Source organism: Phaeovulum molybdatiresistens (assembly GCF_023544865.1).
GTDB lineage: Bacteria > Pseudomonadota > Alphaproteobacteria > Rhodobacterales > Rhodobacteraceae > Pontitalea.
This window is the reverse complement of sequence record NZ_JAMJFX010000018.1, coordinates 17,004-29,978: the sequence shown is the minus strand read 5'-3', so window position 1 is coordinate 29,978 and position 12,975 is coordinate 17,004. Positions and strand designations below refer to the sequence as shown.

The 12,975-nt window shown below is 67.9% G+C and carries 12 protein-coding genes; 4 read left to right on the top strand and 8 right to left on the bottom strand.

From position 1 onward, the window contains the following. Positions 1–35 precede the first annotated feature (35 nt). Positions 36–1,094, bottom strand: coding sequence for an A/G-specific adenine glycosylase (mutY, locus tag MXB90_RS12520; RefSeq protein WP_284040824.1), 1,059 nt, complete (start codon positions 1,092–1,094; stop codon positions 36–38). Positions 1,095–1,181: 87 nt separating this feature from the next. Here mutY and MXB90_RS12515 point away from each other — a divergent pair, with 87 nt between their 5' ends. Genes MXB90_RS12515 through MXB90_RS12505 form a run of 3 tightly spaced genes read left to right on the top strand, consistent with a single transcriptional unit; the run spans position 1,182 to position 3,562 of the window. Then, complete coding sequence (locus tag MXB90_RS12515; RefSeq protein ID WP_250045421.1) at positions 1,182–1,742, top strand: DUF721 domain-containing protein; 561 nt, start codon at positions 1,182–1,184, stop codon at positions 1,740–1,742. 6 nt (positions 1,743–1,748) lie between these two features. Beyond that, positions 1,749–2,417, top strand: coding sequence for a DsbA family protein (locus MXB90_RS12510; RefSeq protein WP_250045418.1), 669 nt, complete (start codon positions 1,749–1,751; stop codon positions 2,415–2,417). Continuing rightward, positions 2,417–3,562 carry a CaiB/BaiF CoA transferase family protein gene (locus MXB90_RS12505; RefSeq protein WP_250045509.1) on the top strand — a complete coding sequence of 382 codons (1,146 nt, stop codon included), beginning with the start codon at positions 2,417–2,419 and terminating at the stop codon, positions 3,560–3,562. Before MXB90_RS12510 ends, MXB90_RS12505 begins: the two co-directional genes overlap by 1 nt. 36 nt (positions 3,563–3,598) lie before the next feature. Here the strand turns inward: MXB90_RS12505 and lpxK are convergent, their stop codons facing one another. Both lpxK and MXB90_RS12495 read right to left on the bottom strand, forming a co-directional pair. Continuing rightward, positions 3,599–4,591: a tetraacyldisaccharide 4'-kinase gene (lpxK, locus tag MXB90_RS12500; RefSeq protein WP_250045416.1), complete on the bottom strand. Its 993-nt coding sequence runs from the start codon at positions 4,589–4,591 to the stop codon at positions 3,599–3,601. Next, complete coding sequence (locus MXB90_RS12495) at positions 4,591–5,832, bottom strand: 3-deoxy-D-manno-octulosonic acid transferase (RefSeq protein WP_250045415.1); 1,242 nt, start codon at positions 5,830–5,832, stop codon at positions 4,591–4,593. Before MXB90_RS12495 ends, lpxK begins: the two co-directional genes overlap by 1 nt. Positions 5,833–6,110: 278 nt before the next feature. On the opposite strand from MXB90_RS12495, the gene zapE reads away from it, so the two are divergent. Then, positions 6,111–7,190, top strand: coding sequence for a cell division protein ZapE (gene zapE, locus MXB90_RS12490; RefSeq protein ID WP_250045414.1), 1,080 nt, complete (start codon positions 6,111–6,113; stop codon positions 7,188–7,190). Here the strand turns inward: zapE and MXB90_RS12485 are convergent. From MXB90_RS12485 to MXB90_RS12465, 5 genes are all read right to left on the bottom strand, one after another. Continuing rightward, positions 7,187–8,209, bottom strand: coding sequence for an LLM class flavin-dependent oxidoreductase (locus MXB90_RS12485; RefSeq protein WP_250045412.1), 1,023 nt, complete (start codon positions 8,207–8,209; stop codon positions 7,187–7,189). The two genes, zapE and MXB90_RS12485, sit on opposite strands and share 4 nt — an antisense overlap. Before the next feature lie 80 nt (positions 8,210–8,289). Next, on the bottom strand, positions 8,290–9,564 hold the full coding sequence (locus tag MXB90_RS12480; protein WP_250045410.1) for a bifunctional folylpolyglutamate synthase/dihydrofolate synthase: 1,275 nt from the start codon (positions 9,562–9,564) through the stop codon (positions 8,290–8,292). Between the two features lie 76 nt (positions 9,565–9,640). After that, complete coding sequence (accD, locus tag MXB90_RS12475; RefSeq protein ID WP_250045409.1) at positions 9,641–10,561, bottom strand: acetyl-CoA carboxylase, carboxyltransferase subunit beta; 921 nt, start codon at positions 10,559–10,561, stop codon at positions 9,641–9,643. Positions 10,562–10,621: 60 nt separating this feature from the next. Then, entirely contained in the window at positions 10,622–11,518 is an 897-nt protein-coding gene (locus MXB90_RS12470) for a CPBP family intramembrane glutamic endopeptidase (RefSeq protein WP_250045407.1), read from the bottom strand. After that, positions 11,518–12,963, bottom strand: a complete 1,446-nt coding sequence (locus MXB90_RS12465; protein ID WP_250045405.1) for an amidase — start codon at positions 12,961–12,963, stop codon at positions 11,518–11,520. The genes MXB90_RS12470 and MXB90_RS12465 overlap by 1 nt, the downstream gene beginning before the upstream one ends. Positions 12,964–12,975 lie beyond the last annotated feature (12 nt).

Sequence of the window (12,975 nt, the reverse complement as noted above, 5' to 3'; positions counted from 1 at the left end):
GGCAGATGATAGCGGTGCGTTCGGGGCGCGCGCAATCACCCCGGCTGCGGCCAATCGGCGCCCTCGGCCAGGGCCCAGACCTTGCGCATCAGGGTGGGCAAGGCGGCGGGGCGAAAATCGGCGCGCGGGGTAAAGCCGTCTGTTCCCGCGGTTACCGTGACAAAGACCTGCAGGGTCAGGTGGAAATGGGTGAAGGTGTGGCGCACGACACCCGGTGCCGCGCGCCAGTCGGCGGGAAAGGGCGGGGCGGGTGTCGGCGTTTCAGACCAATCCGATCCGGGAAAGCCCAGCGTGCCGCCCAGCAGACCCCGATCCGGGCGGCGTTCCAGCAGCACCCCGCCCGAGGTGTCGCGCGCGACATAGGCAAAGCCCAACCGTTCCGGCTTGGCGGCCTTGGGTGCCTTGCGCGGCAGATCGGCGGCGATGCCTGCCCGTTGCGCGTGGCACGGGCCCCGCAGCGGGCAGATCCCGCAGGCGGGGCTGCGCGGCGTGCAAATCGTGGCGCCCAGATCCATCATCGCCTGCGCATGATCGCCGGGGCGCACCTGCGGCGTGATCCGACCGGCCAGCGCGACCAGTTCCGGCTTGGCCCCGGGCAGCGGCGTTTGAACCGCGAACAGGCGGCTGACCACGCGTTCGACATTGCCATCGACGACCACCGCCGGTTCGTCAAAGGCGATCGCGGCAATCGCTGCTGCGGTATAGGGGCCGATGCCGGGCAGCGCGCGCAGCGCCTGGGCATTGCCGGGAAACTGGCCGCCGTGATCCTGCACCACCGCGCGCGCGCATTTCAAAAGGTTGCGCGCGCGGGCGTAATAGCCAAGCCCGGCCCAGGCCTCCATCACGGCGCCGTCCTCGGCTGCGGCCAGATCGTGGACCGTGGGCCAGGTCTCGGTGAAACGGCGGAGATAGGCGCGCACCGCGGCAACGGTGGTCTGCTGCAACATCACCTCGGACAGCCAGACGCGATAGGGGTCTGGGCGCTGCCCTGCGGCACGCTCGGCCGGGCCCACGCGCCAGGGCATCACGCGCGCTTCGCGGTCATACCAGTCCAGCAGCGCCGCGCCGATCTGGCCTTCGGTATCGTCACGCAATCTTTATGCCCCCCTTCGGTGCTATCCGCTGGCAATGCCCCGCCACCTGCCTAGAATAGGGCGGGGTAAAGGGAAAGACAGGCGGGCATGGTCAAGGGCGCGGTCAAGGGCATGGGCGGTGGCGGGGCCAGTCGCAGGATGCGCGGCTTTGAACCTGCCGCGGGTCTGGTCAAGGACCGCATCCGCAACGCCGGTGAGGCACGCGGCTTTGCCGTATCGCGCCTTCTGACCCACTGGGCCGAAGTCGTGGGCGAGGACATCGCCGCCCAGACCCGGCCGGTGAAAATCGGCTATGCCAAGGGCGGCTTTGGCGCCACGCTGACGTTGCTGACAATCGGCGCGGCGGCCCCGATGTTGCAGATGCAGCTGCCCCGTATCCGCGAACGGGTCAACGCCTGCTATGGCTATAATGCGATCTCGCGCGTGATCCTGACCCAGACCGCCCCGATCGGCTTTGCCGAGGGGCAGGCCCAGTTTGCCCCCGCGCCCAAGGCCCCGCCGCCCGCTGCGCCGGACCCCCAGATCCGCGCCCGCGCCAGTGAAACCGCGCAGGGATTTTCAGACCCCGGCCTGCGGGCCGCCCTTGAAACCCTTGCCGCCAATGTCCTATCCCGGGCCGCGAACCGGGCCCCGTCTAAGAAAGGCTGACCGATGATGACGACTTCTTCCAAGCTTCTGGCCGCTGCGCTGGCTGCCGTGGTTCTGGCCGGTGGCGGCTGGTGGGTGACGCGGGGCGCGGCCCCGGTCGATGGCGCGCTCAGCCTGGCCGCCGTGGCGCAGGAAGCCACCGATGCGCAGATCCTGCCCGACATGGTGATGGGCCAGCAGGATGCGCCGGTCACGTTGATCGAATATGCGTCCTTCACCTGCCCGCATTGCGCCACGTTTCATGAAAATGTCGTGGATCGGCTGAAGGCCGATTATGTCGATACCGGCAAGGTCCGCTTCATCCACCGCGAGGTGTATTTCGACAAGTTCGGGCTTTGGGCCGGGCTGGTCGCCAGCTGCGGCGGTGCGCCCAAGTATTTCGCCATCGCAGACATGATCTATGACACCCAGCGCGACTGGATCGGCAATGGGCAGGATGCGAGCGTCGCCGCCAATCTGCGCAAGATCGGGCTGAAGGCCGGGCTGAGCGAAGATCAGCTGAACGCCTGCCTGAACGATCAGGCGCGGGCCCAGCAGATGGTGGCCACCTATCAGAAGAACGCAACCGCCGATGACATTTCGGCCACGCCGACGCTGGTGATCAACGGCACGAAACATTCCAACATGAGCTATGAGGATCTGAAGGCGATCCTCGACCAGGAACTGGCGAAGTAATCATGACACCGCTTAACGGGTTGAAAGTCGTCGAACTGGCGCGGATTCTGGCTGGCCCCTGGGCGGGCCAGATCCTGGCCGATCTGGGCGCCGAGGTGATCAAGGTCGAGGCGCCCGAGGGCGACGACACCCGTCGCTGGGGCCCGCCCTTCATCACCCGCGACGGCGAGCAAACGGCGGCCTATTTCCACGCCACCAACCGTGGCAAGCAATCGGTGATCTGCGATTTCCGCACCCCCGAAGGTCAGGCCTTCGTGCGTGACCTGGTGGCCGATGCCGACATCCTGATCGAGAATTTCAAGGTCGGCGGTCTGGCGAAATACGGGCTGGATTACGCCTCGCTGCGCGCGGTCAACCCGCGGCTGATCTATTGTTCGGTCACCGGCTTTGGCCAGACCGGCCCCTATGCGCACCGGGCGGGCTATGACTACATCATCCAGGGCATGTCCGGCCTGATGAGCGTGACCGGCGAACCCGATGGCCAGCCGCAGAAGGTGGGCGTGGCGGTGACCGATGTGTTCACCGGCATCTACGCATCCACCGCGATTCTGGCGGCATTGCACCAGCGCACTGCCACCGGCGAAGGGCAGCATGTGGACATGGCCCTGTTCGATGTGGCCACCGCGATCATGGCCAATCAGGCGATGAACTATCTGGCCACGGGCGTATCGCCGCAGCGGATGGGCAATGCCCATCCCAACCTTGTGCCCTATGCGGTCTTTCCCTGTTCGGATGGCTTCGTGATCCTGGCGACCGGCAATGACAGCCAGTATCGCAAGCTGTGCGCCATTCTTGGCCTGGACGATTTGGCCGAGGATCCGCGCTATCTGACCAATGCCGACCGCATTGCCAACCGCGAGGAACTTGGTTCGTTGATCGCCGACAAGACCCGCGGCTTCACCCGCGCCGATCTGTTGGCCGCCTGTGAGGGGCGCGGCGTGCCCGCCGGCCCGATCAACGAAATGGCCGATGTCTTTGCCGATCCGCAGATCGTCGCGCGCGGGATGCAGATCGCGCCGGATGGCGTGCCGGGGGTGCGGCTGCCGGTGACCTTCTCGGGCGCGGATCTGGCGCTGGACCGGCCGTCGCCGAAACTGGGCGAACATGATGCCCAGGTTCGCGCGGCGCTGAAGGCAAAGGCCTGACCGGGGGCTACGGCCCCCATTGCCAATCCGCTGGCGTCAAAGCCCGATCCGGGCCAGCGCGGCATCCAGCGGTGCGGTGTCGCCGATCTGCAGGCGCACCGGCAGGGCCAGAACCTTGGGCCGGAAGCTGGCGGGCAGGCGGGCGGCATCCTTTTCGGTGGTGACCATCTGCGCGCCCAGCAGGCGGGATTCGCTTTCCAGCCGGGTCAGAAGCGCGGGGGTGAAGGGCTGATGATCTTCCAGCGCTTCGCCTCGGATCAAATCGGCGCCAAGCCCGCGCAGGGTGGCAAAGAATTTCTCGGGGTGGCCGATCCCGGCAAAGGCCAGAACGCGCAGGCCCTGCCAATCCATCCCGGTCTGCAAAGGCACCAGCGCCCCGGTCAGATGCGGGATGTTGATCGTCGCGCCCCAGCTTTGGGCAAAGGCCCCCTGCGCGCCGGTGGCGCCGATCGACAGCACCAGATCCGCGCGCTGAAGCCCGACCGCAACGGGTTCGCGCAGCGGCCCCGCTGGCAGGCAGCGGCCATTGCCAAAGCCCTTGGCGGCATCGACCACGACGATCGACAGATCCTTGGCCAGGGATGGGTTCTGGTGCCCGTCATCCAGAATGATCGCCTGCGCCCCCGCCGCCACCGCCGCGCGCGCGCCGGCGGCGCGGTCCTTGGCGACCCAGGTGGGGGTGAAGGCCGATATCAGCAGCGGTTCATCGCCGGTTTCGGCGGCGCTGTGGTGGCGTTCGTTCACCTGAACGGGGCCGGCAAGGCTACCGCCGTGGCCGCGGCTGACGACATGGGCGGTGACCCCGCGCGCGGCAAGGTGCTGGGCCAGCGCGATCACGGTCGGGGTCTTGCCGGTGCCACCGGCGTTGATATTGCCCACGCAAATCACCGGAACCCCCACATGTTCACGCGCGCCCCGCGCCAGCCGGCGCGCCGTGGCGGCGGCATAAAGCGCCCCCAGCGGTGCAAGCAGGCGCGCCTGCCAGGCGGGGCGGTTCTGCGGGGTATACCAGAACAGCGGTGCGCGCATCATCCTGCCCTTTGTTTCGTGCCCTTGGTGCCATCCAGCGCGGCCAGGATCGCGCGGGTCATGCGCTCGGCAACGCCCGCCCCACCCGAGGTGACCACCCAGGCATTATGTGCCAGGATCGCCGCCTTGTCCGGCGCGATAAGATCGGCCACCGCCTCGCCCAGGCTGGCGCCATCGGTCACGGCACGGGTGGCGCGTGCCTCGGTCAGACGGGCGTATTGCGCGGCATGGGGTGCAACCTGCGGGCCGTGCAGGATCGCCGCCCCAAGCGCCGCGGCCTCTTCGGGTGGGCGCGGCGCAAGACCGCTGCCGCTGATCGTGCCGCCCATATAGGCCACGGGGGCCAGCCGATACCACAGCCCGTATTCCCCCGGATCGTCGGTCAGGAAGATCTGGGTATCCTCATCGGGTTCCCCCTCGCGCATGCGGCAGGCGACGTCCCAGCCCTCGGCCTGCAGGCGCTGGGCCAGGTCAAGGGCCGTGCCGCCGTCTTCGGGCGCCAGGATCAGCAGCATCCGATGGGCATGGCGCAGCGCATGGGCATGGGCGGCAAGCACCGCATCCAGTTCGCCCGGCGGCACGGCGGTGGCAAGCCAGACCGGGCGCGCCCGCATCTGCGCCGCGATCGAGGCGCGCTCGGCCTCGGAACAGCGCAGGGGCTCGGGCGGTTCGGTCAACTGGCCGGCAACCTCCAGCCGGTCGCGTGGCGCGCCAAGATGGGCTAGGGTGGCGGCGCTTGGCTGATCTTCGGCCATGATCCGCATAAAGCGCGACAGAAGCGCGCGCGCCATGCCGCGGCGGAACCGCCAGCGCGCGGCCTCGGCCGGGCCAAGCCGGGCGTTGGCCAGGATCAGCGGCAGACCGGTCTCGGCCATTCCGGCGATCAGGGCGGGCGCGGCACCGGCCCCCAGGATGACGCCCAGATCCGGGCACCAGTGATCGCGGAACGCGCGGATGTCGCCCAGCGTTTCGGGCGCGGGCTGCATCTGGGTGGTGTCGGGCAGGCCGTTACCGTCCAGCGCGCCTTCGGCGGTGGTCACCAGGATCTGCAGCGCCGGACGCGCCGCGATCAGATGGCGCGCGATCAGCGCCGCTGCCGTGACCGCGGCGCCGCGGGGCACATGCAGCCAGACCAGGGGCCCCGTCGGGTGTGCCATGCCCGCCAGCGCGGCGCCAAAGGACGGGCGCTGGCCGCGCGGCTGCCGCAGCAGATGCAGCCAAAGCAGAAGGGACCGGCGCATCGGCGCAATCCTGTCAGGTGCCAAGGTTCCCCGTGGCCGAGCTGGCGGCCTCCTCATGACACAGCCGGGCCGCGTTCCCGGAGCGGGACGGATCGACCGGCTTGCCACCAAACGCAAGGTGAAGGCGCTGTGGGGGCGCTTTGGTCATCGCAGGCTCCTGTCGCAAGATGTAGCGGCGCGAGCCTATGCCAAGCGCGATGCGGGCTCAAGCCAAGCGGGGGGCGGGGCCGGGGCAGAGCCGCTTTTCAATCGCGTGTGCGCGCGCTATGCGAAGCGCCATGAAACAGACCCTGACCCAGATCTATGACGCCCGCGTCAGCGCGGGAACCTTGCGGGCCGATGCCGCGCAACGATCGGTTCTGCCGATGCTGGAAACGGTGCGCGCCGCGCTGGAGACACCGCGCAAGGGCGGGTTGCTGGGCCGGTTCGCCAAGGCCCCGCCGGCACCGCGCGGGCTTTACCTGTGGGGCGGGGTCGGGCGCGGAAAATCGATGCTGATGGATCTGTTCTGCGAGGCGGTGGCCGTGCCAAAACGGCGCGTGCATTTCCACGCCTTCATGCAGGAAATTCAGGCAAGGCTGCACGAGGCGCGTAAGACCCATGTGCAGGATGCCATCCGCCCGGTGGCGCAGGCGGTGGCCGATGACGTGCGGCTGTTGTGCTTTGATGAAATGCAGATCACCGACATTGCCGATGCGATGATCGTGGGACGGCTGTTTGAATATCTGTTCGACATGGGGGTGACGGTCGTCACCACCTCGAATCGCGTGCCCGAGGATTTGTACAAGAACGGGCTGAACCGGCAGTTGTTTATGCCGTTCATCGCCCTGATCCGGGGGCGGATGGATGTGCATGAACTGGAAAGCGAAACCGATTACCGCCAGCACCGGCTGGCTGGTGCGCAGGTCTATTTCACGCCGGCGGGTGTGGGTGCGCGCGCCGCGATGGACGGGCTGTGGGATGAGCTGACCGGCCATGATGAGGCCAGCCGTCTGGTCCTGACCATCAAGGGCCGAGAACTGGTGCTGCCGCATTACCACAACGGGGTGGGGCGCGCGTCCTTCTGGGATCTGTGCGCCGCGATGCTGGGCCCGGGCGATTATCTGGCCATCGCCGCGGCGGTGCGGGTGCTGTTCATCGACGATATCCCCCTGCTGTCGGCCGCGAACTTCAATGAGGCGAAGCGATTCGTGACGCTGATCGACGCGCTTTATGAGGCGAAGGTACGCCTGATCTGTTCGGCCGCGGATGAACCCGAACGCCTTTATATCGAAGGCGAGGGCACCTTTGAATTTGAGCGCACGGCATCGCGCCTGCGTGAAATGCAGGGCGCCGACTGGGGCCAGATGCCGGGCTAGGCCAGCATCTCGCGCACAAGGGGGGCAACGCGGGTGCCATACAGCTCGATGCAGCGCATCAGGCTGTCATGGCTGACGGGTCCGGCGCTGTATTTCAGCGTGAAGCGTTGCAGCCCAAGGATTTTCACCGTGCGCGCGATCTTGGCCGCGACAGTTTCCGGACCGCCGACGTAAAGCGAGCCGTGGGCGATTTCGCGTTCGAAATCCTCGCGCCGGAAGGGCGGCCAGCCGCGCGAGGCGCCGATCCGGTCGTGCATGGCCTTGTAGCCCGCGAAAAAGCTTTCGCGCGCGGCCTCATCGGTTTCGCCGACATGGCCCGGCGAATGCACGCCCAAGCGGCCCGGCGTGGTGCCCAGCTGTGCATGGGCCCGGCGGAACAGATCGACATGGCCCGCGAAACGCGCCGGATCGCCGCCGATGATTGCCAGCATCATCGGCAAGCCGTGGCTGGCCGCCCGGATCACCGATTCGGGGCTGCCGCCCACGCCCAGCCAGGTGCGGATCGGGGTTTCGGCGCGCGGATAGACGGTGACCCCTTTCAGGGGCGCGCGATGTTTTCCGGTGAAGTTGATTCGTTCATCGCGCAGCAGGCGGGTGAACAGGTCGAATTTTTCTTCGAACAGGGTTTCGTAATCGTTCAGCGCAAAGCCGAACAGCGGGAAGCTTTCGGTGAAGGAGCCGCGGCCCAGCGTGACCTCGGCCCGGCCCGGGGCCAGCGCGTCAATCGTGGCAAAGCGCTGATAGAGCCGGATCGGGTCGTCCGAGGACAGGACCGTGACCGAACTGCCCGCATGGATACGCGTGGTTTTCTGCAGAATCGCGGTGATCACCGGTTCGGTCGCCGAAATCGCGAAATCGCCGCGGTGGTGTTCGCCGATGCCGATGTAGTCAAGGCCAACCTGGTCGGCCAGAACGCCCTCGGCCACGACATTGCGGATGACCTGCGCGCCGCTTAGCGGGCGGCCCTGCGCGTCATGGGTGATGTCGCCAAATGTGTCGAGGCCGAATTCAAGTGTCATGGGCTGCTCCGGTGTTCGTGCCTGCGCAACATAGGCGGGAACGCGGCGGCGCCAAAGTGGCATCGGCGCACAGGGGCTGTTCAGCCGTTTTCGCGCAGCACCTGCCCCGCCAGATAAAGCGAGCCGCAGATCAGGATGCGCGCGTGCGGATCACGGGCGGCAATGGCCTGAACGCCATCCAGAACCGATGCGGCGATTGCGGTGCTGCCAAAGCCTGCGGCGCGGGCGGCGGCCTCGGTCGCCTCGGCGGGCAGGGTCGCGGCCTCGCCGGGGATGGAAACGGCCGTCAGGCTGGCGGCGCGCGCGGTCAGCGGGCGCAGGTAGCCACCGATGTCCTTGGTGTTCAGCATCCCGCAGATCAGATGCGTGGGGCGCGCGGGCATGCGTGCCAGCGTGGCGGCGATTGCCTCACCCCCGGCGGGGTTGTGGCCACCGTCCAGCCAGAGTTCGGCTTGCGGCGCGGCGGCAATCAGCGGCCCGTGGCGCAGGCGCTGCATCCGGGCGGGCCATTCGGCGCGGGTGACGGCGGCCTCGCAGGCGGCCTCATCGGCGCCAAGCGCGCGCAGGACGGCCAGCGCAGCACCAGCGTTCTGGATCTGATGCGGCCCGGGCAGATTGGGCAGGGGTAGGTCCAGCAGCCCGGTTTCATCCTGATAGATCAGCCGTCCACGGCCTTCCTGCACATGCCAGTGCTGGCCATGCGCCAGTACCGGCGCGCCAAGGCGCGCTGCGCGGGATTCGATCACCGCCAGCCCCTCGGGCGTTTGGGGGCCGACGATCACCGGCACACCGCGCTTGATGATCCCGGCCTTTTCGCCCGCGATTTCGGGCAGGGTTTCGCCCAGATATTGCTGATGGTCGATCGAGACGGGGGTGATGATCGTCAGCCGCGGCGTGTCGATGACATTGGTCGCATCCAGCCTGCCGCCAAGGCCGACCTCCAGCAGGGTCGCGTCGGCGGGGGTGCGCGCGAAAGCCAGAAAGGCGGCGCAGGTGGTGATCTCGAAGAACGTGATCGGCTGGCCCGCATTCGCGGCTTCGCATTCATCCAGCAGGGCGGCCAGCGCCGGCTCTGCGATGAGATCGCCCGCCAGACGGATGCGTTCGTGGAACCGTGCCAGATGCGGCGAGGTATAGGCGTGGACGCGCTGGCCCATCGATTCCAGCCCGGCGCGGATCATCGCCTGGGTTGACCCCTTGCCGTTGGTCCCCGCGATGTGGATGACCGGGGGCAGGGCCCTTTCGGGATGGCCAAGCGCGGCCAGAAGCCGGTGAACCCGGTCCAGCGTAAGATCGATCACCTTGGGATGCAGCGCCATCAGGCGCGCAAGGATGTCATCGGAGGATTGCGCCATGATTACCCCTGAAACAGTGGCGAGGCCGGGGGCGCTGCCCCCGGACCCCCGGGATATTTGGACAAAGCCGAAGGGGTCAGGCTTTCGGTGCTGCGCCTTCGGCTGCGGGTTTGGCCTTGGGGGCGGGCAGGTCGCCCGCAACCGCGGGGGGCTTGCGCATCAGCATACGCAGGATGGTGATGAGTTCTTCGCGCAGCTTCGTGCGGTGGGTGACGCGGTCCAGCATGCCGTGGTCCAGCAGGTATTCCGCCCGCTGGAAACCTTCGGGCAGTTTTTCACGGATCGTCTGTTCGATCACGCGCGGCCCGGCAAAGCAGATCAGGGCGTTGGGTTCGGCGATCTGGACATCGCCCAGCATCGCATAGCTGGCGGTGACGCCGCCCGTCGTGGGATGGGTCAGCACGACGATATAGGGCAGGTTCGCCTCGCGCAGCAGTTCGACGGCGACGGTGGTGCGCGGCATCTGCATCAGCGACAGGATACCTTCCTGCATGCGTGCGCCGCCTGCGGCGGAAAACAGAACCAGCGGGCGCTTCAGCTTCACCGCGCGTTCGGCAGCGGCGATGATCGCATTGCCGACATACATGCCCATGGACCCGCCCATGAACGAGAAATCCTGGGCGGCGGCGATGATCGGGGTGCGACCGATCTCACCCTCGGCGACCAGCATCGCCTCTTTTTCGCCGGTGGATTTCTGCGCGGCTTTCAGGCGGTCGGGATATTTCTTCTGGTCGCGGAAATGTAGCGGGTCGGCGATGGGTTCGGGAACCTTGACCTCGGTGAAGATGCCGCCGTCGAACAGCGCGGTAAAGCGTGCGCGCGGCGTGATCGCCATGTGGTGATCGCAGTTCGTGCAGACGTTCAGGTTTTCCGACAGTTCCCGATGGAACAGCATCGTGCCGCATTCGGGGCATTTGGACCAAAGGTTCTCGGGCACCTCGCGGCGCGAGAAGAGCGAGTTGATCTTCGGTCGGACGTAGTTCGAGATCCAGTTCATCGGGCAAGCCCCCCTTCCGTCGCGTGCGCCCCAGATAAGCCGGGTGGCGCGGAAATGCAATCAGACGCGCAGCACAAGCCGCGCAAGAAGCCATGAGATCAGCAGCGCCAGCGCATCCACCGCAAGCCAGGGCAGAAGCTGGCCCGGATCGCGGGGGTTGATCACGATCGTGTAAAGCGCCAGGCCATCCATGTTGCCGTAAAGCCCGACCAGGAACAGCGCGGAGGCATTGGTCGCAAAATGCAGCCCGACCGCGGCACCGATCGTGCCGGTCCGCGCGGTCAGGTCGGCGGCCAGGCAGCCGAAGGCCGCAGCCCAGAGCGCGGGCCAGATCGCATTCGCGCCGAAAGTTCCGGGGGCGTAATGGAGCGCGCCGAACAGGGCGGCGGGCGTGACCATCCAGACCAGCCGCGCCGTGCTTCGGGCGGCCAGTTGCTGCAGCAGATAGCCGCGGAACAGCAGTTCCTCGGCCGAGACCTGGATGAGCAGAAGGGGCAGTGCGACGGGCGCCCAGGCCAGCAGGGATGCCAGGGGCGTGCTGTTACCGATTTCGGGGGACAGGGAGGTCAGCGGCAGCAGCGCAACCCAAAGCGCCGTCAGGGGCAGCGCGATGCGCCTGAAATCGGCGATGGCGCGGGGCAGGGGGCCGATCAGTGACCCCGGTGCGCGCCGGTGGATCAGCCATGTCGCCGCCAGCACCGCCGCGCAAAGCGGCAGGAAGGTCGCAAACAGCACGATCACCCCGCGTGGCGTGCCCGCCGTGCTGAGTTCCAGCAGAATCTGCGCCGCGCGCCAGGTGCCCAGCACCTTTGAAAGCACCGCGATCAGCGCCTGAATCGCGACGAAATATAGCGCGCCGATCAGCGCAAGGCCGAGCAGCAGCCGCCACCATTGCGCCCTTGGCCGGGCCGGTGCGACAAAGGCCGCAAGCGCTTCGTATCGTGGTGCCGGTGTCATCACGGGCCCGTCGTAGCGGCAAGGGGTGGGCGGCGGTGGAACCAGGGGCGGGCGGTTTCCAGTTCGGCGCAGAGCGCGATCAGGGTTTCGTCGGCGCCAAAGGGCGCTGCCAGATGGATGCCGATCGGCAGGCCCCCGGTCGACCCGGCCAGTGGCAGCGATGCCGCGGGCTGGCCCGAGGCGTTGAAGGCCGCGCAGAACGGCGAATAGTCAAAGACCATGCCGGGGCCGGTGCGGAAATGCACGAAATCCTCGGTCTCATGGGAAAAACGGCCGATCCGGGCGGGCAGTTCAGCCAAAGTCGCGGTCAGCAGGATGTCAAAGCGGGCGAAAAAGTCGGCCATCTGTCGGCCATAGGCGTGGATCTGGCCCAGCGCCTGCAGGTAATCCGCGCCCGAAAGCGTTTTGGCATAGGCGCAGGCGCCGCGGCTGACGCCTTCGACCAGATCGGGGGAGAGCGGGCGCCCGCCCAGATCGGTGCGGACCGAAAGCGCGGTGCCGCAGGCGACGATCCGGGTCCAGGCATGCATCATCGCCGCGGTATCGGCGGTGGGGCGGGCAGGCTCGACCCGGTGCCCAAGGCTTTCCAGCAGCCGACCGGCATCGCGCACGGCCTCGGCCACCTCGGGGTCGATCGGGGTGCCGGTCAGGGTGGTGTCGCAGATCGCCACGCGCAGGCGCGGTGGCGGGCGGGTGATCGCATCGCCATAGCCGTGCGCAAGCGGCGGGGGCCAGTAGGGCGCGCCCGGATCGGGGCCGGCGCAGGCATCCAGCAGCACCGCGGTGTCGCGCACCGATCGGCTGAGGAAGCCGTCGATCGCCATTCCGCCCCAGCCCTCGCCGGAAAACGGGCCATCGGGCAGGCGGGCCCGTGTGGCCTTGAAGCCGAACAGCCCGCAGCAGGCGGCGGGTATGCGGATCGACCCGCCCCCGTCCGAGCCATGCGCCACCGGCACGATCCCGGCCGCCACCGCCGCCCCGGCCCCGCCCGACGATCCGCCCGGCGTGCGCGACAGATCCCAGGGGTTGCGCGTGGGCCCGCCATAGACCGCCGCCTCGGTCGCGACACCGATCCCGTTTTCGGGCGCGGTGGTGCGGCCAAAGGTGACAACGCCGGTGGCCCGGATACGGTCCCAGATCGCGCTGTCGGCGCTTTCCGTCGCGGGCGGCAGGATGCGCGAGCCCGAGGCGCAGGGGAATTCGGTCGATTCCGCGCCCAGATCCTTGAGCAGGAACGGCACCCCCCGCAGCGGGCCGGCCGGCAGCCCTCGCGCGATATGGCGCCGTGCCAGATCGGGCTGTTGCCAGACCACCGCATTCAGCGCAGGGTTCAGCGCGCTGGTTCGGGCCAAAGCGGTATCCAGCAGGTCTGCCGCCGTCACATCGCCGCGCGCCACAAGCGCGGCCATGGCAACGGCATCCAGCGCATCATATTCTGCGATCATCCTGGTCCCCCG